The organism is Actinosynnema sp. ALI-1.44, assembly GCF_001984155.1.
GTDB lineage: Bacteria > Actinomycetota > Actinomycetes > Mycobacteriales > Pseudonocardiaceae > Kibdelosporangium.
On record NZ_MTQO01000054.1, the window covers coordinates 482,169 to 507,631 of the forward strand.

A 25,463-nucleotide genomic window follows, 5' to 3' on the forward strand; every position below is an offset into this window, starting at 1 on the left:
GTCATGCTCAGCCGCATCGATCTGCGTGGCCGTGTGCCGTCGCCCGCCGAACTGCGAGCTGCCCTCCCCAGGGCTGAGACGGACGTGGACGTGGTGCTCGACCGCGTCCGTCCGTTGGTCGATGCGGTCCATCATCGCGGTGTCGACGCTGTGCTGGAGTTCACCGAGCAGTTCGACGGCGTCCGGCCGGCGTCTGTGCGCGTGCCCGCGTCCGAACTGGCCAAGGCCGAGCGTGAGCTGGACCCGGCCGTCCGCGAGGCGTTGCTGGAAACGATCAAGCGCGCCCGCGTGGTGCACGCCGACCAGCGCCGCACGGACACCACGACGCAGGTCGTCCCAGGCGGGACGGTCACTGAGCGTTGGGTGCCCGTGCGGCGCGTGGGTTTGTACGCGCCCGGTGGCCTGGCGGTCTATCCGTCCAGTGTGGTGATGAACGTCGTACCCGCGCAGACCGCGGGCGTCGAGTCCCTTGTGGTCTGTTCGCCGCCGCAGAAGAACTTCGGCGGCCTGCCGCACCCCACCGTGCTCGCGGCCTGCGCGCTGCTGGACGTGGAAGAGGTCTGGGCGGTCGGCGGCGCGCAGGCAGTGGCGTTGCTCGCCTACGGCGGCACGGACACCGATGGTGCCGAACTGGCGCCGGTGGACATGGTGACCGGTCCGGGCAACATCTACCTGACCGCGGCCAAGCGGTTGCTCCGCGGCCTGATCGGCATCGACTCCGAGGCCGGGCCGACCGAGATCGCGATCCTGGCCGACGACACCGCCGACGCGGTCCACGTGGCGGCGGACCTGATCAGCCAGGCCGAGCACGACACGCTGGCCGCCAGCGTCCTGGTGACCACGTCCGAGGACCTGGCGGACAAGGTGGACGCCGAACTGCGCCGCCAGGTCGCTGCGACCAAGCACGACGAACGCGTGACCACGGCGTTGTCCGGAAAGCAGTCCGGCTGCGTACTGGTATCCGATGTGGACACCGGGCTGACGGTCGTCGACTCGTACGCGGCCGAGCACCTGGAGATCCAGACGGCCGACTCCCGCGCCGTCGCCGCGCGCGTGCGCAGTGCCGGAGCGGTCTTCATCGGCGCGTATTCGCCTGTGTCGCTGGGGGACTACTGCGCGGGCTCGAACCACGTGCTGCCGACGGGTGGCTGTGCGCGACATTCTTCCGGCTTGTCAGTGCAGACGTTCCTGCGAGGCATCCACGTCGTGGACTACTCCGAGGACGCGCTGCGCGACGTCGCCGACAAGGTGATCGCGCTCGCCAACGCCGAAGACCTCCCCGCGCACGGCCAGGCCGTCGCCGCCCGATTCGAGAAGCCATGAAGGACGTCAGGCTGGAAGACCTGCCGCTGCGCGAGGACCTGCGCGGCCGCACACCGTACGGCGCGCCGCAGCTCGACGTGCCGGTCCGGTTGAACACCAACGAGAACCCGTACCCGCCGCCGCCGGAGCTGGTGGCGGACGTGACCGCGGCGGTGGAAGAGGTCGCGCACCACCTGCACCGCTACCCGGACCGGGACGCGGTGGCGCTGCGCGAGGACCTGGCCGCGTACATCGCCACGAGCACGGGCTACCCGGTCACGTCCGCGAACCTGTGGGCCGCCAACGGTTCCAACGAGATCCTGCAACAGATCCTGCAGGCGTTCGGCGGTCCGGGACGGGCCGCGGTCGGGTTCGAGCCGTCGTACTCCATGCACCCGATCATCTCCGCGGGCACCAGGACCGAATGGGTCCCGGCGCCCCGCCGCTCCGACTTCTCCCTGGATGTGGCGCAGGCGGCCGAGATCGTGCGGGACAAGCGGCCCGACGTCACGTTCGTGACCAGCCCGAACAACCCGACCGGGCAGGCGGTCCCCCTGGCGGACCTGCGGGTGCTGATCGAGGCCGCACCGGGGATCGTCGTGGTCGACGAGGCCTACGCGGAGTTCTCGGCCCAGCCCAGCGCGGTGTCGCTGCTGGACGACTTCGGCCACAAGACGATCGTCTGCCGGACGATGAGCAAGGCGTTCGCGTTCGCCGGTGGGCGGCTGGGCTACATGATCGCCGCGCCCGCCGTGGTCGACGCGTTGCAGCTCGTCCGGCTGCCGTACCACCTCTCGCTGCTCACCCAGGCCGCCGCGCGGGCCGCGCTGCGGCACGCCGACGCCACCCTGGCGTCGGTGGCCAAGCTCGCCGCCGAACGCGACCGGGTTGTCGAAGCCCTTGCCGGGATGGGGTTCGCGCCGGTGCACAGCGATGCCAACTTCGTCCTCTTCGGACCGTTCGGCTCCGGTGCGTGGCAGTCCTACCTGGACCGCGGCGTGCTGGTCAGGGACGTCGGCATCACCGGGCACCTGCGTGTCACCATCGGAACGCCGGACGAGAACGACGCGTTCCTGGCCGCCAGTAAGGAGATCATCGCCTCATGAACCGGATCGGCAAGGTCGAGCGGACCACGAATGAGTCGTCCGTGCGCGTCGAGATCGACCTGGACGGCTCGGGCAAGCTCGACATCGGCACCGGCGTGCCCTTCTACGACCACATGCTGACGGCGTTCGGGGCGCACGGCTCGTTCGACCTGGTCGCCCGCGCGACCGGGGACGTGGAGATCGACGCGCACCACACGGTCGAAGACGTGGCGATCGTGCTCGGCCAGGCGATCAGGGAGGCACTCGGCGACAAGGCGGGCATCCGCCGGTTCGGCGACGCGTGGATCCCGATGGACGAGACGCTGGCGCACGCCGCGGTGGACGTCTCCGGCCGTCCCTTCTGTGTGCACGTCGGCGAGCCCGAGCAGTTCAACACCTTCACCATCGGCAACAACTACCCCTTCGTGCTCAACCGGCACGTGTTCGACTCGCTGGCGTTCCACGCCCAGATCGCGCTGCACGTCCGCGTCATCCACGGCCGGGACCCGCACCACATCACCGAGGCCCAGTTCAAGGCCGTGGCGAGGGCCCTGCGCGCCGCCGTCGAGCCAGACCCTAGGGTGAGCGGGGTCCCGTCGACGAAGGGTGTGCTGTAGTGCCCAAGGAAGTGCCGATCATCGGCTTGATGATCCTGGCCGGGTTCCTGCTCGGCGGTGTCTACGCGGCCTGGAAGACGGCGAAGGTCTTCGCCGTGCTGCTCGGCGCGCTCGCTGTGCTCGCCGTCGGCGGCGCGGTCGCCTGGATGCTCTAAAGCGAACGCAGGATCGACCGCAGGCCGTCGAGGAAGTCCTCGAACCGCTCCAGTTCGGCCGGTGAGTACCGGCTGACCAGTTCGTCCAGCCGCGCGCTGAACGGCTGGAAGAACTCCCGCGCGGGTTCCTCGATCTGCGGGCTGCTGCGAATGGTCACCTTGCGCCGGTCGGCGTGCTCACGCGTGCGCACGATGTGACCGAGCCGTTCGAGACGGTTGAGCAGGTTCGTCGTCGCGCCAGTGGTCAAGGAGAGCCGCGTACTCAGCTGCGTGGGGGACAGTGCCGCGCCGTGGTCTTCGGCGTAGAGGATCTCCACGAGCGCGGCCGCGTCCGTCGAGTGCAGGCCGAGCCAGGCGGCGAACTTGTTGGTGATGTCGGTGTAGTCGGCCCCGAATGCCCGCAGCCCGTCGAGGATCCTCAGGGCATGCTCGTTGACCCCGCCTTGCGCCGAGTGCCGGCGCAGGGGGTCTGGGTTTTCGGCGCGTGTCATCGCCACTTGGCTGCCCTACCTCCACCACCAACCAAGTCCTGCGTTGACAACCTACCTTGTCCAGGTGATAGCTTCATGATGAAGTTACTTTCTGGGGAAGGTAGTGAGCGATGATTGATCCCTTCGCGCCAACCGAACGCGCGATAACCGAGCCGAACCCGGTGCCCGCCGCGCTGCGGGCTGCGGGCCCGGTGGTCGCGCTGGACGCGCCCGCGGGTGGTCAGGTGTGGATCGTGACCGACGGGGAACTGGCCAAGCGGGTGCTGGCCGATCCCCGGATCGTGAAAGACCCGGCGATGGCCCCGCTCGACTGGGACCCGCTGACAGCGGGCCTCGAACCCACGGCGGCCGAGCACCCGTCACTGACCACACTGGACGGGCCGGACCACGCGACCCTGCGCCGAGCGCAAGCGCCCCTGTTGACAGGTAAGCGAATCCGCGCGCAGCAGGCCAGGATCGAGGAGATCGCCCACGATCTGCTGGCCGCGCAGACAGGTGTCGTCGACCTGATGGCGGACTTCACGGTCCGCTTCCCGTTGGCAGTCCTGCTGGACATGATGGCCATCCCGTCGGAGAACGTGGACGGGGCCATGGCGGCCTGCACGCAGATGTACACCGATCAGGGCGCGGCGATCGCAGCTCTGATGGAGATCGCAGGCAAGGGCCAGGCGGGTGGCCTGGCAGCGGAACTGCGCGAACGCCTGGCCGGTACGCCGGAGGACGAGGTGCGCTACCACCTGTTCGGCTTGATCCTGGCCAGCCAGATCACCACGGAAGCGGCACTGGGCTTCGTGATCGCCGGAATCCTCGGCACCACCGACCCGGACCCGGTCGCGACGGCGCTGCGGGAGAACCCGCCCGCGCCCTTCAGCCTGTGGCGGTTCACCGCGGAGGAGGTCGAGCTCGCCGGGGTGCGGCTGCCGCCGCGAGCGCCGGTCCTGGTGGACATCGCCGGTCTCGGCCTGACGTTCGGCGCGGGACCGCACTACTGCGTCGGTGCCCAGTTGGCACAAGCGGAACTCCACGCCGTGCACACGGTTCTGGCGCGTGACTTCCCGTCGGCCCGTCTGGCGGTGCCGTACGAGGAACTCGTCCAGCTCGTGGTGGGTGGTGTCGGAACTCGGTTGAAGGAGCTCCCTGTGGTTCTACGGTAGGTAGGCCTTGCGGTGGTCGGCACAGAGGTACAGGGTCAGGCCCTCGGGTGTGGTGGTGCGGGAAAGGCCGCCCCAGTGCCGCTTCTTGTCCAGTTCGAGCAGCATCGCCTCGAGAGCGCGGAAGTCCGCGTCGTGCTCGGCCCGGATGGCCGGGGTGGCGTCGCCTTCGTGGACGTCGGTCCGCAGCGAGTCGGGTGCGCGGTTGACGAGTTCCTTCATCAGGTCGCAGTCGGCCTTGAGCTGCTGGCTGAGCTGGTCGACGGTGATGCCGAGCACCGGACCGGCAAGCGGCGCGGTGTGTTTGAGCACAGTGAGGATCTTCTCCATGTGCGGGCCGAACTTCCGTACCCACTTGTAGGGCTGCTTGATCGGGTAACATCCCTCGGGCTCGGGAAGCCGGTGCCAGGCACCGGGTTCCTCGCAGTACAGCCGTAGCTCGAAGCGCCGCTTGCCCTTGGTCTGAACGAGCGCGAACACACTCGGACAGCGTGTTTCCTGCTGTGTCTGGGCGACGGTCCACAGTCGCAACAACATCCGCTGGTTGTACTCGGTGTTGTGTTCGAGACGGATGAGCCGTTGGTCGATCTGTTCGAGACTCATCGCGGCGACGTCCCGGTTGGAAGGAGCCAGGCCGAGCAGAAGACCGCGGATGTCGACGTCCTCGCCGGACCGGTGGCACTCGATGGTGTACTTCGGCTTGGCGAGCCGCTTGCTGAGGTTGTCGTAGTTGAACAGCTCGGTGCACTCGGGGTCGCAGCGGCACGGCACCTCCCGGCGGATCTCCAAGCCGGGGAACCGTTCCAGTGTCCTGTTGAGACCGTCGTCCAGGATGGAGAAGAAGGCCGCGGGCGACGGTCCCCTGACTGTCAGCTCAACGGTTTTGCGATGCGCGTCGGCGCGTACCAATGCGTGCTGATCGCCGTGTTTCAGAAGAGCGCCGGTACGCCAGTGGGTGCTGATGCTGAACCGGTGCGAGCGCGCGATGAACCACGTCGGGATACCGGGAGGCATGGTGTTGAGCCGGTAGAGGACCCTGATCTCCTGCTGGCCCGCCATGCTGTTCCAGGTGTCCTGATAGGGCGGAGGATTCCAGGAAAGGCGCTCCACGACGAGACTCACGTCGTCCGGCCGCCCGTCGACCCGGTAGGAGAGGTCGTATTTGTCCATCATGCCAAGGAAATGGTCACTGGTTCCGCGGTCGATCCCGTGCCAGAGCTCCCTGAGGTGTTTGCGGGTGAGCAGGCCGTGCTCGGCCTCGACCTCATCGCTGTCGAGAACCTTGCTGATGTAGCCGTTGACCCATTCGGGCTGAAGGATGACGGTGTCGCAGAGCTCGGGATCCTCGCTGTAGTAAAGGATGTCGCCGAGTTCGTGCAGTGCTTTCGCGATGTACCGCTGCTGGACGGGGTCGGTGACACCGGCGTCGGACATCCGCTGCCACATCTCGTCCGGCGTGATCCGGTTCTCCTTGGAGCCCCACAGCGCTTCGGCGGCCCGGAACCAGGTGGTCGGCCATTCCGCGCCCATCAACGGCAGATTGGCGGCTTCCATGGCGATGATCTCGTGCAGCCGGTCGATTCCTTGCCGGGTCCGGTTGTCCACGGCTGTGCTGATGATGATTCGGGGGTATTCGCGTTTCAGGTCCTCGATCGGGAAATCGACCGGTCGATCCTCGGCGTGCGTGACGACGAGCATGATCGGCGATTCGGGCGCGCGGGCGGAGATGATGTCGAGCCAGTAGCGCAGACGGCCCTGTTCCCAGCCGTGCCGTGAATTCCAGACCAGGAGGAAGAGGGAGCGATTGGTGAGGAAGAACTGGTGGGTGGCGTGGTAGATCTCCTGCCCGCCGAAGTCCCACACGTTGAGGCGCATGTCGACCTTGCGCCGCTTCGGGTGCGGCAGGGTGAGGTGTTCGATGTTGATGCCGTGGGTGGAGGCTTCATCGGGGTTGTACTCGGCGTCGGTCAGGGCCTTGAGCAGGGATGTCTTGCCGACGCCGCCTTCGCCGACGATGAGCAACTTGGACATCCACAGCGGGACGACACCGTCGCGTCGGGCCTTCAGGAACGTGATGACGGACTGGGATCCGCCAGTCGCGACCTCGGGTGGCGGGCTGACGAGTGGGTTACCTTCCAGCCCGAGTTGGGTGAGCTCCGGAAGGTCGGCAATGGCGTCGGGCAATGACCGAATGCGGTTGCCTCGCAGAATCAAGCTGGTGAGCTCGGGCAGGTTGGCGATATCTTCAGGCAGGGTGGTCATGTAGTTTCTGGATATACTCAAGTGCCGCAGGCCACGCACGTGCCAGATACTTTCAGGAACTGCGGTGAGCCGATTGTTGTCGAGTGTGATGCCCCTCAGCTTGGTCAGATTCGAGATGCTGCCAGGCAGCGTGTGCAGCCTGTTTCCGGAGATGTGGAGGAAGACGAGATCGGTGAGGTGGCCGATCCACTCGGGAATCTCGACCAGACCGTTGTAAACGGCGTTGAGGACTCGAAGGGTCGTGGATTCCGCCAGCCAGGTGGGCAGCGCCACCACGTCGCAGGCGCTGATGTTGAGGATCTCAAGGCCTTCGAGGTTCAAAATCACCTTGGGAACTTCGCCCAGGGAATTGTTCCCCAGCCCGAGTGTGGAGAGGTGTTTCAGAGTGGAGAACCAGGCAGGCAGTTCGGTGAGCTTGTTCCCGGACAGGTCGAGTTCGGCGAGGTCGGTGAGCGCGGCAAGTTCTGGAGGCAAGGTCCGTAGGCCCAGTCCGCCGAGGTTGAGTTCGCGGGCGCCGGTTCGGCGGGCTTCTTCGATGCGGCGCAGGGCCTCGTCCGACATGTAACCAGCGTCTCAGGCGGGGCATCCGGTGTTAGCCGGTTTGCCCATTCTGACCTGTTCGGAGCAACGGGTACTCTTCCTCTGTGCGAGTTGTCGTATTGGACTACGGGTCGGGGAACCTTCGCTCCGTCGAACGTGCACTTCAGCGCGTCGGCGCCGAGGTCGAGGTCACCGCTGACCACCATGCGGCGCTCAACGCGGACGGGCTCGTCGTCCCCGGTGTCGGGGCGTTCGCCGCTTGTATGCGGGGTTTGAAGTCCGTTGAGGGCCACCGTCTCATCGGCACGAGGCTGGCAGGCGGTCGTCCTGTCCTCGGCATCTGCGTCGGCATGCAGATCTTGTTCGAGCGGGGCATCGAGCACGGCGAGGAGACCGAGGGCTGCGACGAGTGGCCCGGCACCGTCGAGCGGCTCGAGGCTGATGTCGTCCCGCACATGGGGTGGAACAAGGTTCGCGTTCCCGGTGGCACGCAGTTGTTCGACGGGCTCGACGCGGACACGAGGTTCTACTTTGTCCACTCCTACGGGGTGCGCAAGTGGGAGCTCGAACCGTCCGGCACGCTCGCGGCGCCGCTGGTCACCTGGGCGAACCACGGCTGCGACTTCGTCGCAGCCGTGGAGAACGGCGCCCTGTCGGCGACTCAGTTCCACCCGGAGAAGTCCGGCGACGCCGGAGCGCACCTACTGCGGAACTGGCTCAAGTCCCTATAGGACCTCTGCTCCCGGTGTGGCTGCCCAGATCGGGAAGTGCGGCACGACCGAGTTGGTGACGCCGAAGGTGCCGTCGCCGACGGAGAAGGCCACCGGGATCGACGCCCAGTGGTTCGCGCCGGTCAACGCGAGGTCGTCGCGGTTGTAGTCCGCGTCGTGATCGACGACGCCGCTGGGCAGTCGCGTGTTCACGATTTCGTTCGGCGAACCGGCCGGGTCGCCGACGGTGCCCAGCGTCGCGTTGGCCGCGAGGGCGGCGCCAACGAGACCTGGTGTGTCGTAAGGGTGTTCGGCCAGCCACAGCGCCGCCGCCCCGGCCACGTGCGGGCTGGCCATCGAGGTGCCCTGCATCGTGGTGCTGGCGGTGTCGGAGGTGTGGTGCGACGACACGATGCCCACGCCCGGTGCGAAGATGTCGGTGCAGGAGCCCCAGTTGGAGAATGTGGCCCGGCGGTCGTTGGCATCGGTCGCGTTCACCGTGATCGCCTCCGCGACGCGGGCGGGCGACCAGGTGCACGCGTCCTGGTTGGCGTTGGCCGAGGCGATCGCGTACGTCACGCCGGAGGCGATCGAGTTGCGCACGGCCTGGTCGATGGCTGTGTTGGCGCCGCCACCCAGGCTCATGTTCGCGACCGCTGTCGATGATGTAGGCGCGGACGTTTGAAGCCGTCTTTTCGAAAACGTACCTGTTGTCCCTGGCGACCTGTCGTTGGTCGACGCGGTCGATGCCCCATGAAAGCGAATTAAGCTGCGAGTCCTGAATTGTGACACGGGGCATTTTTCTGGACGTAGGAAACGCTCGGGTCGGCGGCGAGCCTTGCCGCCTGCGCCGCGTTCATCCGTGTGGCGAATCCGTTGAGCGCGCTGTGCCACGTGGACGTGACCGTGCCGCCGTACCTCGCGGCGGGCGCGTCGGCGGTGCTGACCTGGTTGTTCTTCAGCACTACGATGTAGCTGTCCGGAATCGAGTCGGAAACCGACTGCACGGTGGCTGTTTCGGCCGATGCCACCGGTGCTGTGAAGGCGACAGCCGCAGCAGTGCAGGCTGCTGCGACTGTCAATGCTCTGGCTGGACCAAAAGATATGGATAGACGCATGAGCATCCACTCTCATTCGTTGGAGGTGTACGTATGCGTCTCCCGATGGTGGTCATTCGATCATGGTGCTGGAAGCGGTAAAAATTGACACGCGAAAAGGCCGTAACGATTTCCCGGTTGGGCGCGAAGGCCGAGAATCGGGGGCGGGCGAGGAGTCCGAAGTGGCCAAGTAGAGTTCGTGTCGTGACTCTGACGCTGCTCCCCGCTGTCGACGTGGCCGACGGCAAAGCTGTTCGCCTTGTGCAGGGCGAGGCCGGTACCGAGACCGGTTACGGAGACCCGCTGGACGCCGCTCTGGCCTGGCAGCGCGACGGTGCGGAATGGATCCACCTGGTCGACCTCGACGCCGCGTTCGGCCGTGGCTCCAACCGCGACCTGATCGCCCGCGTGGTCGGTGAGCTGGACATCCAGGTCGAACTCGGCGGTGGCATCAGGGACGACGAATCGCTGAAAGCCGCGCTGTCGACGGGCTGCCGACGGGTGAACCTGGGGACCGCGGCACTGGAGGACCCGGAGTGGTGCGCCAGGGCGATCGCGGAGTACGGCGACAAGATCGCGGTCGGCCTGGACGTGCGAATCACCGAGGCGGGGCACCGGCTGGCCGCACGGGGCTGGACGCGGGACGGCGGCGACCTGTGGGACGTGCTCGACCGGCTGGACAGGGACGGCTGCTGCCGGTACGTGGTCACCGACGTCAGCAAGGACGGCACGCTGCAGGGCCCGAACCTGGACCTGCTCGCGGAGATCTGCGCACGGACGGACGCGCCGATCGTCGCGTCCGGAGGCGTGTCCACTGTGGATGACCTGCTGGCCATCTCGCGGCTGGAGCAGGACGGCGTCGAAGGCGCGATCATCGGGAAAGCGTTGTACGCCGGTGCTTTCACCCTGCCCGAGGCGCTGGCCGCCACTCGCTGAACGCGCTCAGCCGAGGTCGATGGTCACAAACGGATCCGTGATGACCATCTGGCTATGTCGCAGGTCCGTGCGATCGAATGCGGTTGTCTTGATGCCACGGGTGACCGGCTCCGGTGCCGCTTTCCGGCGCCGTGTCACCCCGTCTGCGGCGGCAGCTCGCTGAGGATCGCGGCTTCGATCCGGTCGACGGGCACGCCCGCCTCGTCCAAGGTCTCGACGACGGTGCTGTCGTTCAACGCCACCAGGCCGAGCAGGAGGTGTTCGGTCCCGACGTAGTTGTGCCCGAGCCGCAACGCTTCCCGCACGGTCAGTTCGAGGACCTTTTTGGACTGACCGGAGAACGGGGTGTGGGTGCTCGGCGGGTTCTCGACGGCCGGGCCGAGTTTGGCGCGCACGGTGTCGACGATGGTCTCCGCCGAGCCACCCAGTGCGGCGATCGCCCTGCCCGCAACGGCTTTCGGCACGGCGAACAGCCCGAGCAGGATGTGGCCAGGGGTGATCTCGGCGTGCTTCAGGCGCTCGGCTTCCTTCTGCGCCGCCACCGTCGCGACTCTCGCCATGTCGGTGAACCGGGCGAACTGGGAGATGTCCAGCTGTTCCGGCGCGTTGGACGTGAACCGCTTCTGCGCGGCCTGCTTGGTCACGCCCATGCTTTGTCCGATGTCCGTCCACGACGCGCCCGAATGCCGTGCGCGGTCTACGAAGTGGCCGATCAGGTGGTCGGCGATCTCGTCGAGGTGTTGCGCGATCAGCACGGCGTCGGTGAGCCGTTTCAGCGGGTCGCCGTCGGGGTGCAGCTGTTCGACCGTGTCGATGAGTTCGCCGAGGCGTGGCGTTCCGGAATTCGTCATGCGTCAACTGTAGGTTGACGCCATTGGTCCGTCAACCTGTAGTTGACGCCGGTGTCCGGCTGACGATCTCCAGGTACTCGGAGATCGCGTCCCGGTTGCGGGTCAGGCACGAGATCCGGGCGGTCATCTTGTCGCGCTCCGACGCCAGCAGGGCGAGCGTCTCCGGCAAGGCGTCGTCGAAGTGGATCTGCCTCGGCTTGTTGAGGCACGGCAGGATCTGCTTGATGATCCTGGTCGGCAGCCCGGCGTCGAGCAGGCCGCGGATCTGCAGTACCCGGTCGACGTACGCGTCGTCGTAGTCGCGGTAGCCGTTCGGCAGGCGATTGGCCACAATCAGGCCTTGTTCCTCGTAGTAGCGCAGCAACCGGCGTGGTGTGTCCGTGCGGGCCGCCAGTTCCCCGATGCGCATGTGTGGTCCCCCTCACGCTGGTTTGACCTTCACATCGATGTGAGGGTTTCAGCATAGCTGTCATGGAACGGAAACTGCCGCTACGCGCGCTGATCGCGCTGGCCACAGCGGCTTTCATCACGGTCGTGACCGAGGCGCTGCCCGCTGGGCTGCTCACCGGGATGGGCGGCGACCTGGCGGTGAGCGAGTCCGCGATGGGGCAGTCGATCACCGTCTACGCGATCGGGACCGCCCTGGCGGCGATCCCGTTGTACGTCATGACCGCCGACTGGCGGCGAAAACCCCTGCTGCTGGCGGCGATCACCGGGTTCGCCGTGGCGAACACGATCACCGTCCTGTCGTCCGACTACGCGCTGACCATGGGCGCGCGGTTCGTGGCGGGGATGGCGGCGGGCATCGTGTGGTCGGTCATCCCCGGGTACTCCCGCCGTCTGGCGCCGGAGGGCGCACAGGGCAAGGCGATGGCGATCGTGATGGCCGGTATCCCGATCGCGTTGTCGCTCGGCGTGCCCGCGGGCACGTTCCTCGGCGGACTGGTCGGCTGGCGGGTGACGTTCGCGATCGTCTCGGGCCTCGCGGCGCTGCTGATCCTGTGGATCGCGACGATGGTTCCCGATCACCCCGGGCAGGGAGCGGGCGAACGCGTGTCGTTCCGTCGGACACTCGCGGTTCCCGGCGTGGCGGCGACCTTGTTCGTCGTCGTGGCGTTCGTGCTGGCGCACAACGTGCTCTACACGTACATAGCGCCGTTCCTGAACTACGCGGGTGGGGACGTGGACCTGGTGCTGTTGTTGCTGGGTGTCTCGTCGCTGGCGGGCATCTGGGTCGTCGGTGTGTTCATTGACCGCAGGCTCCGGCTGTTGTTGGTCGCGAGCACGGTCCTCGTGGCGATCGCGGCCGTCGGGTTGACGGGAAGCCCCTATGTGGCAGCGGTGTTGTGGGGACTGGGCTGGGGTGGCGTGCCGACTCTGCTGCAGACCGCAGTCGGGCGCGGCGGCGACACCGCGCAGGCGATGCTCGTGACGTTGTGGAACGCGTCCATGGCCGGTGGTGGCGTGGTCGGCGGCGTCTTCCTGGACACCTTGGGGCCCGTTTCCTTCCCGTGGGTGGCTGTCGCCCTGCTCGTACCCGTGTTGGTGGTCGTGGCATCGAGGGTTGACGCGAAGGTCCCGCAGGTTCAGAATTAAACACATGGTTAATTCGGTGGTTGTCGATGTCGACGGCCTGACCGTGCGACGGGGCGGCAGGCCGGTGCTGCGTGAGGTCCGATTCCGGGTCGACCGCGGTTCGGTGACCGGCTTGCTGGGCCCGAGCGGGTGCGGCAAGTCCACGCTGATGCGCGCGATCGTGGGCGCGCAGGTCGTCGAGTCGGGCGCGGTCACTGTCCTCGGCCTGCCCGCGGGCGACCCCGGATTGCGTGACCGGGTCGGGTACGCCACCCAGAACCCGGCCGTCCACGCCGACCTGACCGTCACGGAAGCCTTGCGCTACTTCGCTTCCGTGCTGAAAGCGGCCCGAACGGACGTGCGTCGCGTGATCGACGAGGTCGGGCTCACCAACCACGCCAACGCCATGGTCGGGCAGCTGTCCGGCGGCCAACGCAGCAGGGCGAGCCTGGCGGTCGCCCTGCTCGGCAAGCCCGAACTGCTGGTGCTGGACGAACCCACGGTCGGCCTGGATCCCGTGCTGCGCGAGGAGTTGTGGGCGCTGTTCCACAGCCTGGCCGCGCGAGGCGTGACGTTGCTGGTCTCCAGCCACGTGATGGACGAAGCCGCGCGCTGCCAACGGTTGTTGCTGATGCGTGAGGGGCGGATTCTCGCCGACGACACACCCCAGGGGCTGCGGGAGCGAACCGAGACCGCCGACGTGGAACACGCGTTCCTCAAACTGATCAAGGAAGCCGCATGAGCACCGCCCGCCGGATCCTGGCCCAGCTCAGGCACGACCCACGGACCGTGGCGATGCTGCTGCTCCTGCCGTCACTGCTGATGGTGTTGTTGCGCTTCGTGTTCAACTCCGAGCAGGCGTTCAGCCGGGCGGCACCCGCGTTGCTCGGCGTGTTCCCGTTCATCATCATGTTCATGATCGCGTCGATCACGACGCTGCGGGAGCGCACGAGCGGAACGCTGGAACGCCTGATGACCATGCCGATCAGCAAGCTCGGGTTGATCGGCGGGTACGCCATGGCGTTCGGGATCGTCGCGGTCGCCCAGGTGGCCGTCGCCACGCTGGTCTCGGTGTGGTGGCTCGACCTGGACATCACCGGTCCACTGTGGATCCTGCTGGTCATCGCGGTGCTCGACGCGTTGCTCGGTATGGCGCTTGGCCTGTTCGTCAGCGCCTTCGCGCGCACCGAGTTCCAGGCGATGCAGTTCATGCCGGTGTTCGTGATGCCGCAGATCCTGCTGTGCGGCGTGTTCGTCCCCCGCGACGAGATGGCCGGTCTGCTGAACTGGCTGTCGGACGTGATGCCCTTGTCCTACGCGGTGCAGGCGCTCACGCACGTCACCCGGTCCGCGGACTTCACCGGGTCGCTGGCCCGCGATCTCGTGGTCATCGGCGGCAGCGCGCTGCTGGCGCTGGTCCTCGGCGCCGCTACCCTCCGCAGGCGAACTCCTTGAGTATCCTGGCGAAAGTGGCACCAGTGATCACGGCCGTGAGCCGCAGCGAGAAGTACACCTTCACCAAGCCCAACACGGACAGCATCACGTTGCTCGAAGGGCTCGGGGTCGAAGGCGACGTCCACCAGGGCGTGACCGTCAAGCACCGGTCGCGTGTCAGGCGTGACCCGAGCCAGCCCAACCTGCGGCAGGTCCACCTGATCCACTCGGAGTTGTTCGACGAGTTCCGGCAGGCCGGGTACACCGTCGGCCCGGGGGAGATCGGCGAGAACGTGACCACCCGCGGCATCGACCTGCTCGGCCTGCCGACCGGCACCCGGCTGCACCTCGGCGCGGAGGCGGTCGTCGAGGTGACCGGGTTGCGCAACCCGTGCGTGCAGATCGACGCCTTCCAGCAGGGCCTGCTCAAGCACGCGGTCACCCGTGACGAGAACGGCGATCTCGTCCGCAAGACCGGCGTGATGTCGGTCGTGCTCACCGGCGGTGTGGTCCGCCCGGGCGACGAGATCCGCGTCGAACTACCCGCTGAGCCACACCGGCCGCTCGGGCCGGTCTAGTGGTCACGAACGGGAGTCTGCCGAATACCCCTGACGAACTCCCGTTCGCAACCACTAATCTAGCCACTGTGGACGCCGAACTAGCCAGGTTGGCCGACAGCAAGTACGTGCTCGTCACGACCTTCCGTAAGGACGGGACGAAGGTGCCGACGCCGGTCTGGTCGGCGCGCGACGGCGAAGAGCTGATCTTCTGGACCCGCGCCGACTCCGCCAAGGTGAAGCGCTTGCGCCGTGACCAGAACGTGGAGCTGGCCGAGTGCGACGTGCGCGGCAAGCCGAAGAGCGAGCCGATCACCGGGTCCGCCAGGCTGCTCGACGCGGCCGAGACGGACCGGATGCGCCGGGTGATGGCCCGCAAGTACGGTCCGAGCGGCTGGCTGGTGATCTACAGCAGCAAGCTGTTCCGCGGCGCCAAGGGCACGATCTGCTACGCCGTCACATCGCCGGGGACATCGACGTAGGACTGGATGATCGGCGCGACCGCGGCGACGAGTTCCTCCACGTCCGCGCCCGCGAGCGGCTCGACCTGGACGACGTAGCGCAGCAGCGCGAGGCCGACCATGTGCGACGCCGCCGCGGCCAGCCGCAGCCTCGGCACACCGAGGCCTGCCGACACCCTGGCGAGCACCTGGCGTTCGATGAACTGCTTGAGCATCCGCGCGGCCTGCTCGTTCGTGGTGACCGTGCGGACCATCGCGAGCAGCGGCTCCCTGGTCACCGGGTCGCCCCACGCGGTCAGGAACAGCCGCACGATCCGCTCCCCGAACTGCGACCGCGGCCCCTCGATCAGGGTGGGCACGACCGTGGCCGGGTCGATCGGCAGCCGCAGCGCGGCCACGAAGACCTGCTCCTTCGTGCCGAAGAAGTGGTGGATCAGCGCCGGGTTCACGGCGGCCTGCGCGGCGATGCCCCGGATGGTGGCGCCGTCGTAGCCGAGCTCGGCGAACTGCGCCCTGGCCGCGGCCAGGATCAGCTCGCGGGTCTCGTTCTGCCCAGGTCGGCGTCCGGCGCGTGCCACGTCCTCCAGCGTGCCACGTAGGCTTCCCGCCATGGCTGTCGCGGTACGCGTGATCCCCTGTCTCGACGTGGACGCCGGGCGGGTGGTGAAGGGTGTCAACTTCACGGACCTGGTGGACGCCGGTGACCCGGTCGAACTGGCCGCCGCCTACGACGCGGAAGGCGCGGACGAGCTGACCTTCCTCGACGTCACCGCGTCCTCGTCGGACCGGGAGACGACCTTCGACGTGGTCCGCCGCACGGCCGAGCAGGTCTTCATCCCGCTGACAGTCGGCGGCGGCGTGCGCGCGGTCGAGGACATCGACCGCCTGCTGCGCGCGGGGGCCGACAAGGTCAGCATCAACACCGCCGGGATCCTGCGGCCCGAGTTGCTGCGTGAGGCGTCGCAGCGGTTCGGCGCGCAGTGCATCGTGCTCTCGGTGGACGCCCGCCGCACCGGCGACGGCTTCGAGGTGACGACACACGGGGGCAAACGCGGTACCGGCATCGACGCGGTCGAGTGGGCCGCCAAGGGGCAGGAACTGGGGGTGGGCGAGATCCTGCTCAACTCGATGGACGCGGACGGCACCAAGGCCGGGTTCGACATCGAGCTGATCGAACGCGTCCGCGCGGTCGTCGACGTGCCCCTGATCGCCAGCGGCGGCGCGGGCGACGTGACGCACTTCGCCCCGGCGGTCCGGGCGGGCGCGGACGCCGTGCTCGCGGCCAGCGTGTTCCACTTCGGACAGTTGCGGATCGGCGAGGTGAAGGACGCCATGCGCGCCGACGGGATCGAGGTCAGGTGAACGTGCCCACCGAGGTGAAGGTGCCGCTCGCGATCATCGGCCTGGGCGCGGTGCTGTTCGTGGCGATCGCGCTGCTCTGGGACACGCAGAACCTCCGCTTCCCGATCGGCACCGGGATAGTGGCGGTGGCCGTGTGCGTGGGGATGTGGATGCGGCTGCGGTTCGTGCGCGTGATCACGATCGTCGTGGTGAGCCTGTTCGCCCTCGCGCACCTGCTGATCGCGTTGTCCGACGGGGCGCCGTGGTGGGTGCGGGCGGTGTCCGGCCTGCTCACCGCCGCATACCTGTACGCGGCCGTGCTGGTGAACACCGAACCCGCGCGCGACTACATGGAGCACCGATGAGCCTCGACCCGAAGATCGCCGCCCGCCTGAAGCGCAACGCCGACGGCCTGGTGTGCGCGGTCGCCCAGCAGCGCGGGACAGGCGAGGTTCTGATGGTCGCGTGGATGGACGACGAAGCCCTTGACCTGACGTTGACCACGCGCAAGGGGACCTACTTCTCACGCAGCCGCCAGAAGCTGTGGGTGAAGGGGGAGACGTCCGGGCACGTGCAGCACGTGCACGAGGTCCGGCTCGACTGCGACGGTGACACGGTGTTGCTGGTGGTCGACCAGGAAGGCGCCGCTTGCCACACCGGCGACCGCACTTGCTTCGACGCGGATGTCCTGCTGGCGGAGTGAGTTTTTCGCCTGGTCGTGGCTTTGTTCGGGAATTTGGGATTCAGGGTCTTTTCAGACTTTCCCCTCGCCTTTCCCCTCGCCGGGGGGCTGACCTCTGGGCAGGAGGTTTTCGCGGGGTGTTTGTCCTCGCGGATGCTTTTCTTGTCCCGGGGTTTCAGGGCGTGGGCGCCTCCTGCCCGTCGACCTGCCCCAGGGAACCACGGTCTATCAAGAGGATCGGTATGGCTGTCGCTGGGGCTCTTCGGGTAGGCCGACCTCTTGACAGCCCATGGTTGGCTTCGCCCAGGCCGACGGGCAGGAGACACCCCCGAAGCACCACTCTGCGCTAGCGCGCAGGCTGCCTGCCTTGTGCTTGCGCGTTGCCGACTGAAGCTGGGCTGCGTTTGTCGATTGGGGTTGGGCTGGGTTTGTGGGCGGGCCGCAAGCTTCTGTGCTGCGTGCTTGCCGACTGGGGCTGTGCTGCGCGTTTGCCGATTGGGGTTGGGCTGCGCTTGCACGCCTGGCTGTGGTTGCTCTGCGCTGGCGCGCAGACTTGCTTGGGTTGGTCTGGGACAGACCATCCGAATTCGGGTGGCTGTAGATATCTACAGGCAGCGTCCATTCGACTGTAGATATCTACACCGCTCTTCCCCGCGGCATGTATGACTGGCCCAGCGGGGCGGGAGTCAGCCGATGTCGCCGGTGAAGTAGCGCTGGATCGTCGGGCCGACCGCGGCGACCATTGTGTCGATGTCGTTGGTGGCCAGCGGTTCGAACTTGGTGACGTAGCGGACCATGCCCATTCCGACCAGTTGGCTGGCGACCAGCGTGGCGCGGAACATCGCGTTGTCCGCGCCTGTCTTGGCTGCCACGCGCATGAAGATCTGCTTCAGGAAGATCTCTCGCAGACCTTGTACGGCCATGTCGTGGCTGGCCACGCTGCGTACCAGTGCCGAGAACTGGCCGCCGCCGGAACTGTCCCAGATGGTCAGGAACCGGCGGACGATTCGCTCGCCGAGGGTGTCGATGTCTCCTTCGGAGATCTCGTTGGCGAACATCGTCGGGTCGATCGGCAGCTGCAGCACGGACTGGCCGAACAGGCCCTCCTTGCCGCCGAACCAGTGGTTGACCATGGCCGGGTCGACGCCGGCCCGCTTGGCTATCGCGCGGACCGTCGCACCTTCGTAGCCCTGTTCGATGAACACGGCACGCGCGGCCTCGATCAACGCGTTCTTGGTGTCGGCGCCGGCGGGCCGCCGTCCTCGCCGCTTGCCCTCTTGCTCAGCGCTCGTTGTCACGTCACCATCATGATCTGAGCGGACAAATTTTTCAACTCTTGGTGAATTAATAAAGACAGGGGCCAAACCCCTTCGTCGGCGGTCCCGCGCTCCCGGCAGAATGGCCGGTATGGCCAGCGTGATCGGATCGGATCTGCCCGTGCACACCGGGATGGGCGCGATCAGCCCCACCAGGGAGCAGTTTCACGCCCTCGCTCGCGATCGGCGGGTGATTCCGGTCACCCGCAAGCTCCTCGCGGACGCCGAGACCCCCGTCGGCGTGTACCGCAAGCTCGCGGGCGACCGGACTGGGACGTTCCTGTTCGAGTCCGCCGAGAACGGCCGGTCGTGGTCGCGGTGGTCGTTCGTCGGCGCCCGGTGTGCGGCCTGGCTGACCTCCAAGGACGGCAAGGCCACGTGGACCGGCAAGGTGCCCGACGACCTGCACGGCAACGGCGACCCGTTGGAGGCGCTGCGGGAGACCTTCCGGCTGCTGCACACCGAGCCGTTGCCGGGCCTGCCGCCGCTGACCGGCGGGATGGTCGGGTACATCGGCTACGACACGGTCCGCCGTCTCGAACGGCTGCCCGAGTTGGCCGAGGACGACCTGAAGATCCCCGAACTGGTGATGATGATGGCCACCGACCTGGCCGCCCTCGACCACCACGAAGGCACGATCACCCTCATCGCCAACGCCGTGAACTGGGACAACTCGCCCCAGCGGGTCGACGAGGCGTATGACGACGCGGTCGAGCGGCTCAACCGGATGTCCGCCGACCTGTACACGTCCGCGCCGCCGACGGCGATGGTGTTCGAACGCCCCAAGCCGAAGTTCGCCCGCCGCCGCACCCGCGAGGAGTTCGGCGCCGCCGTCGAGACGGCCAAGGAAGCCATCCGTGCGGGCGAGGCCTTCCAGATCGTGGTGTCCCAACGGTTCGAGATGCGCACCGAGGCCGACTCGCTGGACGTGTACCGGATCCTGCGGACCACCAACCCGAGTCCTTACATGTACCTGCTGCGGCTCGACGGCTTCGACATCGTCGGGTCAAGCCCGGAATCCCTGGTCACGGTCAGGGACGGCGTGGTGACCACGCACCCGATCGCGGGCACGCGCTGGCGCGGTGTCGACGCGGACGAGGACGCCATCCTGGAGAAGGACCTGCTGGCTGACGAGAAGGAACGCGCCGAGCACGTGATGCTCGTCGACCTCGGCCGCAACGACCTCGGCCGGGTGTGCCAACCCGGATCCGTGCACGTCGTCGACTTCTTCTGGGTCGAGCGCTACAGCCACGTGATGCACATCGTGTCGACCGTCACCGGCAAGCTCTCGCCTGGCAGGACCGCGTTCGACGCGGTCACGGCGTGCTTCCCGGCCGGGACGCTCTCCGGGGCCCCGAAGCCCCGCGCGATGGAGCTGATCGAGGAGTTGGAGCCCACCAGACGAGGCCTCTACGGCGGGGTGGTCGGCTACCTCGACTTCGCGGGCAACGCCGACACGGCGATCGCCATCCGGACCGCACTGGTCCAGAACGGCGTGGCATACGTGCAGGCAGGCGCCGGAATCGTGGCCGACTCCAACCCGGCGGCCGAAGACGACGAATGCCAGAACAAGGCAGGCGCGGTGCTGTCGGCGATCGCGATGGCCGAGACGATCAGGCCGGCGGCCGATGGCTGAGCCGACGAAGCCGAGCCGGCCGCAGGTGACCGATGCCGAGGAGCCAGGGAGCGCCGATATGGCTCAGCCGGGCAAGTCCGAGTCCGTGCGGCCAGAGTCTCCCGACCCCGCGCAGCCGCGAGCGCGCGCCGCGGCGGTTGATGTCGGGCAGGCGCAGGTAGAGGACTCCGTCCCGGCCGGCGGGTCGCCGTCGGCCGGGCCCGCGTCCAGCCGTCCACTATGGATCGTGACCGTGCTCCTGCTGGCTGCTTCGGCCGCGTTGTGGGGCGCGTCGCAGCTGAAGTGGTCGGCCGAACTGACAGGTTCCGAACAGGTGAGCGCCTTGGTTCCGCTGGCGCTGATCTACTTGGCCGGGATCGCCGGTGTGCTGGCCACCAGTGGCTGGCCGCGCCGGGGGGTCGGTGTCCTGTTGGCGTTGACGGGTTTCGCGGCTTGTTGGCTGGCGGTCAACGGTGCCTTCGACCATGCGCAGGGGCTCCCGGCGCGGGCTTTGGCGCTGCTCGGCGGGCTCGCGGTCGTCGTCGCCGGGGTTCGGCTGGTCAGGTCCGGTCACAAGATGCCGAGGCTGGGCGCGAAATACCAGGCGCCTGCCGCTGCCGGAAGTGCCAAAGAGGCGTCGGGCGAGAAGGAGATGTGGCGTGCGCTCTCGGACGGCGACGACCCCACGTTGTGACGTCTGTCGCGCAATCGTTGCGTCGCCAGGCGCATGCTATGTGTGCACGGCCGACCCGGTGCCCTGTCGAGAACCAGCGCGGGGTTAGCATCAGTGCGGCGGGAAGGGGCATACGCGGTGAGCGTTCTCGAGTCGATAATCGACGGTGTGCGCGAGGATCTCGCGGCCCGCGAAGCACGGTTGCCGTTCGAGGTTCTCAAGGAGCAGGCGGCGAAAGCGGCGCCGCCGCGGGACGCGGTGAGCGCGTTGCGGTCCTCGGATGTCGGTGTGATCGCGGAGGTCAAGCGGCGCAGTCCGTCCAAGGGCGAGCTGGCGGAGATCGCGGATCCGGCTGAGCTGGCGAAGGATTACGAGGCGGCGGGCGCGCGGGTGATCAGCGTGCTCACCGAGCAGCGGCGGTTCGGCGGATCGTTGGCCGACTTCGACGCGGTCCGTGCGGTGGTGGACGTTCCGTTGCTGCGCAAGGACTTCGTCGTCAGCCCGTACCAGGTGCACGAGGCTCGGCTGCACGGCGCGGACCTCGTGCTGCTGATCGTCGCGGCACTTGAGCAGAACACGTTGGTCGGCCTGCTCGACCGGGTGGAGTCGCTCGGCATGACCGCGCTGGTCGAAGTGCACACCGCGGAGGAGGCCGACCGTGCGCTGGAGGCGGGCGCGTCGGTGATCGGCGTCAACGCCCGTGACCTGCACACGCTTCAGGTGGACCGCGAGGTGTTCACGCGGATCGCTCCGGGTTTGCCGTTCGAGACGATCAAGATCGCCGAGTCCGGTGTCCGCGGCCCCGGCGACCTGATGGCGTACGCCGGTGCGGGTGCCGACGCGATCCTGGTCGGCGAGGGCCTCGTGGCCAGCGGCGACCCCAAGGCCGCACTGACCAAGCTGGTCACGGCCGGTTCGCACCCCGCGTGCCCGAGGCCGTCGCGGTGAGCGCCCAGCAGGAGCCGGACCAGCCCACGGGGCACGAGCACGACTCGCACGACCCCGACGAGCGCGGCTACTTCGGTGCGTTCGGCGGCCGGTTCATCCCGGAGGCGCTGGTCCCGGCGCTGGAGGAGCTCGAGGCCGAGTACGACAAGGCCAGGACGGACCCCGAGTTCGTCAACGAGTTGCTGCGGCTGCTGCGTGACTACGCGGGCCGCCCCTCGATGCTGACCGAGGCGCCGCGGTTCGCCGCCCACGCGGGCGGGGCGCAGATCTGGCTCAAGCGCGAGGACCTCAACCACACCGGCTCGCACAAGATCAACAACGTGCTGGGCCAGGCTTTGCTCACCAAGCGGATGGGCAAGAAGCGTGTCATCGCGGAGACCGGCGCCGGCCAGCACGGCGTGGCCACCGCGACCGCGTGCGCGTTGCTGGACCTCGACTGCGTCGTCTACATGGGCGAGGTCGACACCGAACGCCAGGCGCTCAACGTGGCCAGGATGCGCCTGCTCGGCGCCGAGGTCATCCCGGTCAAGACCGGCTCGCGCACCCTCAAGGACGCCATCAACGAGGCGCTGCGCGACTGGGTGACCAACGTGGACAGCACGCACTACCTGCTCGGCACCGCGGCGGCGTCGCACCCGTTCCCCCTGATGGTCCGCAACTTCCACCGGATCATCGGCATCGAGGCACGCCGCCAGATGCTCGAGAAGGCCGGACGGCTGCCGGACGTGGTCGCCGCGTGTGTCGGCGGCGGCTCCAACGCCATCGGCGTCTTCCACGGCTTCGTCGACGACAAGGACGTCCGCCTGGTCGGTCTCGAACCCGGCGGGCACGGCGTGGACACCGGTGAGCACGGCGCCACGCTGTCCGAGGGCAGCCCGGGCCTGCTGCACGGCTCACGCTCGTACCTGCTGCAGGACGACGACGGCCAGATCATCGAGGCCTACTCGATCTCGGCCGGTCTCGACTACCCGGGCGTCGGTCCGGAGCACTCGTACCTGAAGGACTCCGGCCGCGCCGAGTACTACTCGGTGACCGACGCCGAAGCGATGGAGGCCTTCCACCTGCTGTCCCGCACCGAGGGCATCATCCCGGCGATCGAGTCGTCGCACGCCCTCGCGGGCGCCATCAAGCTGGGCAAGGAACTCGGCGAGGACGGCGTGATCCTGGTCAGCCTCTCCGGCAGGGGCGACAAGGACATGGACACCGCGGCCCAGTTCTTCGGCCTGGTCGGGGAGGAGTGACCATGGGCAGGCTGGACACACTGTTCGAGGCCACCAGGGCGGAGAACCGCGCCGCGCTGGTCGGGTACCTGCCGGCGGGGTACCCGACTGTGGACGGCTCGGCCGATGTGCTCACCGCGATGGTCGAGTCCGGCTGCGACATCGTCGAGGTCGGGCTGCCGTTCTCCGACCCGGTGATGGACGGCCCGACGATCCAGCAGGCGGCCGAACAGGCCCTGCGCGGCGGGTTCCGCGTGAAGGACGTCTTCACTGTCGTCGAGCGCGTCGCCGCCGCCGGTGGCAGTCCTGTCGTCATGACGTACTGGAACCCCGTGTACCGCTACGGGGTGGACGCGTTCGCCCGCGACCTCGCCGCCGCGGGCGGCCTGGGCATCATCACGCCGGACCTGATCGTGGACGAGGCCGACGAGTGGATCGCCGCGTCCGACGCGCACGGCCTTGACCGGATCTTCCTGGTCGCGCCCGCGTCCACCGAGGAGCGGATCGTGCGCACGGTCGCCAAGTCGAGCGGCTTCCTCTACGCCGCCTCGGTGATGGGCGTGACGGGCGCGCGGGACTCCATCAGCAGCGCGGCGCCCGACCTGGTCGAACGTGTCCGCGTGCACACCGACATGCCGGTCGGCGTGGGGCTCGGTGTGCGTTCCGGGGCGCAGGCGGCGGAGATCGCGGCGTATGCGGACGCGGTGATCGTCGGTTCGGCGTTCGTGACCAAAGCGGGCGAGAGCCTCGACGAGGTACGTACGTTGGCCGCCGAACTGGCCGACGGTGTCCGGTCGCGCGTTGCCGCTGGTCAGACCTCCTGATCAGGTCACTCGCCAGGGTGGTATGCGGGCCGTGCGGGCGAGGCGTTACCGTGTGGCCTCGTGACCGGAGCGACAGTCTTTCTGGCTAACATCCCGAGCCCAGACCGGGGTGTGTGGGAGATCGGCCCGATCCCGATTCGCGCGTACGCGATCTTCATCATCATCGGGATCATCGTGGCGATCTGGTGGGGCGAGAAACGCCTGCAGGCCAGGGGCGGACGCCCCGGTGAGGTAGTGGACATCGCGGTGTACGCGGTGCCGTTCGGCCTGATCGGTGGCCGGCTGTACCACGTGATCACCGACTACCACCGGTACTTCGGCGAGGGCAAGAACCCGATCGAGGCGCTGTACATCTGGCAGGGCGGGCTCGGCATCTGGGGCGCGATCGCGCTCGGTGCCGTCGGTGCCTGGCTCGGCTGCAAGCGCAAGGGCATCCCGCTGCCGGTGTTCGCCGACGCGGTCGCGCCCGGCATCGTCACCGCCCAGGCGATCGGCCGGATCGGCAACTACTTCAACCAGGAGCTCTACGGCGGTCCGACGACCCTGCCGTGGGGCCTGGAGATCTACCAGCGGGTCAACCCGGAGACGGGCATCGCCGACCAGCTCTCCGGGATCGCGGTCGACCACACCCCGATCGCGATCGTGCACCCGACGTTCCTCTACGAGCTGATCTGGAACCTCGCGGTGGCGCTGCTGGTGGTGTTCGTCGACAGGAAGATGCGGCTCGGCCACGGTCGCGCGTTCGCGCTCTACGTCGCCGGGTACACCCTCGGCCGGACGTGGATCGAGCTGATGCGCACCGACGACGCCACGCTCGTGTTCGGCGTCCGGGTCAACGTGTGGGTCTCGATCCTGGTCTTCGTCGGCGCGGTCGTCTACTTCATCATGGGCCGCAGCAAGGGCGAACGCGAAGACCTGGCCCTCTTGCGCGGCGACGGCACACCGCAGGACCCGGCGCCGATCGAGGTGTCCGAGGACGCGGAGGACGAAGCCGAAGCCAAGGAAGCCGAGGCCAAGGCGGCCGACTCCGACGAGGACGACGCGGGCTTGGACACGAAGAAGGCCGACGACGAAGAGACCGCCAAGGTCCCGGCGGCGGCAGTGGAAGCCAAGGACGGCGACGAGGACTCCGGCAAGAAGGCCGAGCCCGAAGCCGAGCCGAAGAAGGACTGACCCCGCGACAGGATCACGAAAGCCCAACAGCCCGGCGTGATGCCGGGCTGTTGCGCGTTTCCGGGCCGATAAGGTGTTCCGTCATGGCGGAAGACAACGCGTCCATCACCGTTGACGGCACCGAAGACGACCTGCGTGCGCTGGGGAACTGGTTGCGGGACGAGGACGACCTGCGCGGTCGTGTGCGGCTTGACTCGGCACCGATCGAGGAAGGCCAGATGGGCGCGGTTCTCGACGCCGTGGTGGTCGTCCTGACCAGTGCGACCGCGGGAACGCTCATCCGGTCGGTCAAGGACTGGCTGATCGCCACCCGCAACGCCAAGAAGGTGACGTTGAAGCTGACGTCGAAGGACGGCGGCAAACTCGAGCTGTCCGTCGGCTCGGCGGAGGACGCGGAGGCCGCTCTCGACGCGGCCCGCAAGTTCCTCGGCGAGTAGGCCTTCCACA

Annotated in this window: 30 protein-coding genes; 22 read left to right on the forward strand and 8 right to left on the reverse strand. The window is 67.9% G+C overall.

The genetic code is table 11. The features are described 5' to 3' along the window. The first annotated feature begins 3 nt into the window (after positions 1-3). From hisD to ALI144C_RS56105, 4 genes are read left to right on the forward strand one after another with little or no spacing between them, the layout of a single operon-like run. The gene (hisD, locus tag ALI144C_RS49205) at positions 4-1,323 is read left to right on the forward strand and encodes a histidinol dehydrogenase (protein WP_076994183.1); all 1,320 of its coding nucleotides are present in this window, start codon (positions 4-6) and stop codon (positions 1,321-1,323) included. Next, positions 1,320-2,408 carry a histidinol-phosphate transaminase gene (locus ALI144C_RS49210; RefSeq protein WP_076994184.1) on the forward strand — a complete coding sequence of 363 codons (1,089 nt, stop codon included), beginning with the start codon at positions 1,320-1,322 and terminating at the stop codon, positions 2,406-2,408. The genes hisD and ALI144C_RS49210 overlap by 4 nt, the downstream gene beginning before the upstream one ends. Continuing rightward, positions 2,405-3,004 (forward strand): imidazoleglycerol-phosphate dehydratase HisB, encoded by a 600-nt coding sequence (gene hisB / locus ALI144C_RS49215; RefSeq protein WP_076994185.1) that lies wholly within the window; start codon positions 2,405-2,407, stop codon positions 3,002-3,004. Before ALI144C_RS49210 ends, hisB begins: the two co-directional genes overlap by 4 nt. Continuing rightward, positions 3,004-3,159, forward strand: a complete 156-nt coding sequence (locus ALI144C_RS56105) for a hypothetical protein (protein ID WP_157233567.1) — start codon at positions 3,004-3,006, stop codon at positions 3,157-3,159. Before hisB ends, ALI144C_RS56105 begins: the two co-directional genes overlap by 1 nt. Here ALI144C_RS56105 and ALI144C_RS49220 read toward each other — a convergent pair. Further along, complete coding sequence (locus tag ALI144C_RS49220; protein WP_083754154.1) at positions 3,156-3,650, reverse strand: MarR family winged helix-turn-helix transcriptional regulator; 495 nt, start codon at positions 3,648-3,650, stop codon at positions 3,156-3,158. The genes ALI144C_RS56105 and ALI144C_RS49220 overlap by 4 nt on opposite strands. 110 nt (positions 3,651-3,760) lie before the next feature. Between ALI144C_RS49220 and ALI144C_RS49225 the strand changes: the two genes are divergently transcribed. After that, entirely contained in the window at positions 3,761-4,804 is a 1,044-nt protein-coding gene (locus ALI144C_RS49225) for a cytochrome P450 (RefSeq protein WP_076994186.1), read from the forward strand. On the opposite strand, the gene ALI144C_RS49230 is transcribed toward ALI144C_RS49225, so the two are convergent. After that, the gene (locus tag ALI144C_RS49230) at positions 4,796-7,624 is read right to left on the reverse strand and encodes a COR domain-containing protein (protein ID WP_076994187.1); all 2,829 of its coding nucleotides are present in this window, start codon (positions 7,622-7,624) and stop codon (positions 4,796-4,798) included. The genes ALI144C_RS49225 and ALI144C_RS49230 overlap by 9 nt on opposite strands. Positions 7,625-7,707: 83 nt before the next feature. On the opposite strand from ALI144C_RS49230, the gene hisH reads away from it, so the two are divergent. Beyond that, positions 7,708-8,334: an imidazole glycerol phosphate synthase subunit HisH gene (gene hisH, locus ALI144C_RS49235; protein WP_076994188.1), complete on the forward strand. Its 627-nt coding sequence runs from the start codon at positions 7,708-7,710 to the stop codon at positions 8,332-8,334. Here the strand turns inward: hisH and ALI144C_RS58170 are convergent. Both ALI144C_RS58170 and ALI144C_RS58175 read right to left on the reverse strand, forming a co-directional pair. Then, positions 8,329-8,958, reverse strand: coding sequence for a S8 family serine peptidase (locus ALI144C_RS58170; RefSeq protein ID WP_237774677.1), 630 nt, complete (start codon positions 8,956-8,958; stop codon positions 8,329-8,331). The two genes, hisH and ALI144C_RS58170, sit on opposite strands and share 6 nt — an antisense overlap. 119 nt (positions 8,959-9,077) lie before the next feature. Next, complete coding sequence (locus ALI144C_RS58175) at positions 9,078-9,437, reverse strand: protease inhibitor I9 family protein (protein WP_330359660.1); 360 nt, start codon at positions 9,435-9,437, stop codon at positions 9,078-9,080. A 177-nt stretch (positions 9,438-9,614) separates the two neighbouring features. On the opposite strand from ALI144C_RS58175, the gene priA reads away from it, so the two are divergent. Beyond that, positions 9,615-10,346 (forward strand): bifunctional 1-(5-phosphoribosyl)-5-((5-phosphoribosylamino)methylideneamino)imidazole-4-carboxamide isomerase/phosphoribosylanthranilate isomerase PriA, encoded by a 732-nt coding sequence (gene priA, locus ALI144C_RS49250; protein WP_076994191.1) that lies wholly within the window; start codon positions 9,615-9,617, stop codon positions 10,344-10,346. A 134-nt stretch (positions 10,347-10,480) separates the two neighbouring features. Here priA and ALI144C_RS49255 read toward each other — a convergent pair whose 3' ends face one another. Further along, positions 10,481-11,197: a Clp protease N-terminal domain-containing protein gene (locus ALI144C_RS49255; RefSeq protein WP_076994192.1), complete on the reverse strand. Its 717-nt coding sequence runs from the start codon at positions 11,195-11,197 to the stop codon at positions 10,481-10,483. 31 nt (positions 11,198-11,228) lie between these two features. Continuing rightward, the gene (locus ALI144C_RS49260) at positions 11,229-11,606 is read right to left on the reverse strand and encodes a MerR family transcriptional regulator (protein WP_076994193.1); all 378 of its coding nucleotides are present in this window, start codon (positions 11,604-11,606) and stop codon (positions 11,229-11,231) included. 62 nt (positions 11,607-11,668) lie between these two features. Here ALI144C_RS49260 and ALI144C_RS49265 point away from each other — a divergent pair, with 62 nt between their 5' ends. From ALI144C_RS49265 to ALI144C_RS49285, 5 genes are all read left to right on the forward strand, one after another. Continuing rightward, positions 11,669-12,793 carry an MFS transporter gene (locus tag ALI144C_RS49265; protein WP_076994194.1) on the forward strand — a complete coding sequence of 375 codons (1,125 nt, stop codon included), beginning with the start codon at positions 11,669-11,671 and terminating at the stop codon, positions 12,791-12,793. Positions 12,794-12,797: 4 nt separating this feature from the next. Beyond that, on the forward strand, positions 12,798-13,514 hold the full coding sequence (locus tag ALI144C_RS49270; RefSeq protein ID WP_076994195.1) for an ABC transporter ATP-binding protein: 717 nt from the start codon (positions 12,798-12,800) through the stop codon (positions 13,512-13,514). Continuing rightward, entirely contained in the window at positions 13,511-14,227 is a 717-nt protein-coding gene (locus ALI144C_RS49275; protein ID WP_076994196.1) for an ABC transporter permease, read from the forward strand. Before ALI144C_RS49270 ends, ALI144C_RS49275 begins: the two co-directional genes overlap by 4 nt. A gap of 14 nt (positions 14,228-14,241) precedes the next feature. Then, complete coding sequence (locus ALI144C_RS58180; RefSeq protein ID WP_237774678.1) at positions 14,242-14,784, forward strand: MOSC domain-containing protein; 543 nt, start codon at positions 14,242-14,244, stop codon at positions 14,782-14,784. A 68-nt stretch (positions 14,785-14,852) separates the two neighbouring features. After that, positions 14,853-15,245, forward strand: coding sequence for a PPOX class F420-dependent oxidoreductase (locus tag ALI144C_RS49285; RefSeq protein WP_076994197.1), 393 nt, complete (start codon positions 14,853-14,855; stop codon positions 15,243-15,245). Here ALI144C_RS49285 and ALI144C_RS49290 read toward each other — a convergent pair. Next, positions 15,212-15,835 (reverse strand): TetR/AcrR family transcriptional regulator, encoded by a 624-nt coding sequence (locus tag ALI144C_RS49290; RefSeq protein ID WP_237774679.1) that lies wholly within the window; start codon positions 15,833-15,835, stop codon positions 15,212-15,214. The genes ALI144C_RS49285 and ALI144C_RS49290 overlap by 34 nt on opposite strands. On the opposite strand from ALI144C_RS49290, the gene hisF reads away from it, so the two are divergent. Genes hisF through hisI form a run of 3 tightly spaced genes read left to right on the forward strand, consistent with a single transcriptional unit; the run spans position 15,834 to position 17,268 of the window. Next, positions 15,834-16,586, forward strand: coding sequence for an imidazole glycerol phosphate synthase subunit HisF (hisF, locus tag ALI144C_RS49295; RefSeq protein WP_076994198.1), 753 nt, complete (start codon positions 15,834-15,836; stop codon positions 16,584-16,586). The two genes, ALI144C_RS49290 and hisF, sit on opposite strands and share 2 nt — an antisense overlap. Further along, entirely contained in the window at positions 16,583-16,930 is a 348-nt protein-coding gene (locus ALI144C_RS49300; RefSeq protein WP_076994199.1) for a hypothetical protein, read from the forward strand. Before hisF ends, ALI144C_RS49300 begins: the two co-directional genes overlap by 4 nt. After that, on the forward strand, positions 16,927-17,268 hold the full coding sequence (gene hisI / locus ALI144C_RS49305) for a phosphoribosyl-AMP cyclohydrolase (RefSeq protein WP_076994200.1): 342 nt from the start codon (positions 16,927-16,929) through the stop codon (positions 17,266-17,268). Before ALI144C_RS49300 ends, hisI begins: the two co-directional genes overlap by 4 nt. Before the next feature lie 665 nt (positions 17,269-17,933). Here the strand turns inward: hisI and ALI144C_RS49310 are convergent. After that, positions 17,934-18,545, reverse strand: a complete 612-nt coding sequence (locus tag ALI144C_RS49310) for a TetR/AcrR family transcriptional regulator (protein ID WP_076994201.1) — start codon at positions 18,543-18,545, stop codon at positions 17,934-17,936. Positions 18,546-18,654: 109 nt separating this feature from the next. Between ALI144C_RS49310 and ALI144C_RS49315 the strand changes: the two genes are divergently transcribed. From ALI144C_RS49315 to ALI144C_RS49345, 7 genes are all read left to right on the forward strand, one after another. Continuing rightward, positions 18,655-20,199 carry an anthranilate synthase component I gene (locus ALI144C_RS49315; RefSeq protein WP_143231374.1) on the forward strand — a complete coding sequence of 515 codons (1,545 nt, stop codon included), beginning with the start codon at positions 18,655-18,657 and terminating at the stop codon, positions 20,197-20,199. 58 nt (positions 20,200-20,257) lie between these two features. Then, complete coding sequence (locus tag ALI144C_RS49320) at positions 20,258-20,872, forward strand: Trp biosynthesis-associated membrane protein (RefSeq protein WP_083754065.1); 615 nt, start codon at positions 20,258-20,260, stop codon at positions 20,870-20,872. 117 nt (positions 20,873-20,989) lie between these two features. Continuing rightward, entirely contained in the window at positions 20,990-21,799 is an 810-nt protein-coding gene (trpC, locus tag ALI144C_RS49325) for an indole-3-glycerol phosphate synthase TrpC (RefSeq protein ID WP_076994848.1), read from the forward strand. Then, positions 21,796-23,040 carry a tryptophan synthase subunit beta gene (gene trpB / locus ALI144C_RS49330; protein ID WP_076994849.1) on the forward strand — a complete coding sequence of 415 codons (1,245 nt, stop codon included), beginning with the start codon at positions 21,796-21,798 and terminating at the stop codon, positions 23,038-23,040. The genes trpC and trpB overlap by 4 nt, the downstream gene beginning before the upstream one ends. Positions 23,041-23,042: 2 nt before the next feature. Further along, positions 23,043-23,843: a tryptophan synthase subunit alpha gene (gene trpA, locus ALI144C_RS49335; protein WP_076994202.1), complete on the forward strand. Its 801-nt coding sequence runs from the start codon at positions 23,043-23,045 to the stop codon at positions 23,841-23,843. Positions 23,844-23,903: 60 nt separating this feature from the next. Further along, the gene (gene lgt / locus ALI144C_RS49340; RefSeq protein WP_076994203.1) at positions 23,904-25,016 is read left to right on the forward strand and encodes a prolipoprotein diacylglyceryl transferase; all 1,113 of its coding nucleotides are present in this window, start codon (positions 23,904-23,906) and stop codon (positions 25,014-25,016) included. Positions 25,017-25,099: 83 nt separating this feature from the next. Continuing rightward, positions 25,100-25,453 carry an effector-associated constant component EACC1 gene (locus ALI144C_RS49345; protein WP_076994204.1) on the forward strand — a complete coding sequence of 118 codons (354 nt, stop codon included), beginning with the start codon at positions 25,100-25,102 and terminating at the stop codon, positions 25,451-25,453. Positions 25,454-25,463: the final 10 nt, after the last annotated feature.

Bases quoted from the DNA above. Each gene is read 5' to 3' on its own strand.
- hisD (WP_076994183.1), top strand. From the start codon at position 4: ATGCTCAGCCGCATCGATCTGCGTGGCCGTGTGCCGTCGCCCGCCGAA.
- ALI144C_RS49210 (WP_076994184.1), top strand. From the start codon at position 1,320: ATGAAGGACGTCAGGCTGGAAGACCTGCCGCTGCGCGAGGACCTGCGC.
- hisB (WP_076994185.1), top strand. From the start codon at position 2,405: ATGAACCGGATCGGCAAGGTCGAGCGGACCACGAATGAGTCGTCCGTG.
- ALI144C_RS49220 (WP_083754154.1), bottom strand. From the start codon at position 3,650: ATGACACGCGCCGAAAACCCAGACCCCCTGCGCCGGCACTCGGCGCAA.
- ALI144C_RS49225 (WP_076994186.1), top strand. From the start codon at position 3,761: ATGATTGATCCCTTCGCGCCAACCGAACGCGCGATAACCGAGCCGAAC.
- ALI144C_RS49230 (WP_076994187.1), bottom strand. From the start codon at position 7,624: ATGTCGGACGAGGCCCTGCGCCGCATCGAAGAAGCCCGCCGAACCGGC.
- ALI144C_RS58170 (WP_237774677.1), bottom strand. From the start codon at position 8,958: ATGAGCCTGGGTGGCGGCGCCAACACAGCCATCGACCAGGCCGTGCGC.
- ALI144C_RS58175 (WP_330359660.1), bottom strand. From the start codon at position 9,437: ATGCTCATGCGTCTATCCATATCTTTTGGTCCAGCCAGAGCATTGACA.
- ALI144C_RS49255 (WP_076994192.1), bottom strand. From the start codon at position 11,197: ATGACGAATTCCGGAACGCCACGCCTCGGCGAACTCATCGACACGGTC.
- ALI144C_RS49260 (WP_076994193.1), bottom strand. From the start codon at position 11,606: ATGCGCATCGGGGAACTGGCGGCCCGCACGGACACACCACGCCGGTTG.
- ALI144C_RS49265 (WP_076994194.1), top strand. From the start codon at position 11,669: ATGGAACGGAAACTGCCGCTACGCGCGCTGATCGCGCTGGCCACAGCG.
- ALI144C_RS49270 (WP_076994195.1), top strand. From the start codon at position 12,798: ATGGTTAATTCGGTGGTTGTCGATGTCGACGGCCTGACCGTGCGACGG.
- ALI144C_RS49275 (WP_076994196.1), top strand. From the start codon at position 13,511: ATGAGCACCGCCCGCCGGATCCTGGCCCAGCTCAGGCACGACCCACGG.
- hisF (WP_076994198.1), top strand. From the start codon at position 15,834: ATGGCTGTCGCGGTACGCGTGATCCCCTGTCTCGACGTGGACGCCGGG.
- ALI144C_RS49290 (WP_237774679.1), bottom strand. From the start codon at position 15,835: ATGGCGGGAAGCCTACGTGGCACGCTGGAGGACGTGGCACGCGCCGGA.
- hisI (WP_076994200.1), top strand. From the start codon at position 16,927: ATGAGCCTCGACCCGAAGATCGCCGCCCGCCTGAAGCGCAACGCCGAC.
- ALI144C_RS49315 (WP_143231374.1), top strand. From the start codon at position 18,655: ATGGCCAGCGTGATCGGATCGGATCTGCCCGTGCACACCGGGATGGGC.
- ALI144C_RS49320 (WP_083754065.1), top strand. From the start codon at position 20,258: ATGGCTCAGCCGGGCAAGTCCGAGTCCGTGCGGCCAGAGTCTCCCGAC.
- trpA (WP_076994202.1), top strand. From the start codon at position 23,043: ATGGGCAGGCTGGACACACTGTTCGAGGCCACCAGGGCGGAGAACCGC.
- ALI144C_RS49345 (WP_076994204.1), top strand. From the start codon at position 25,100: ATGGCGGAAGACAACGCGTCCATCACCGTTGACGGCACCGAAGACGAC.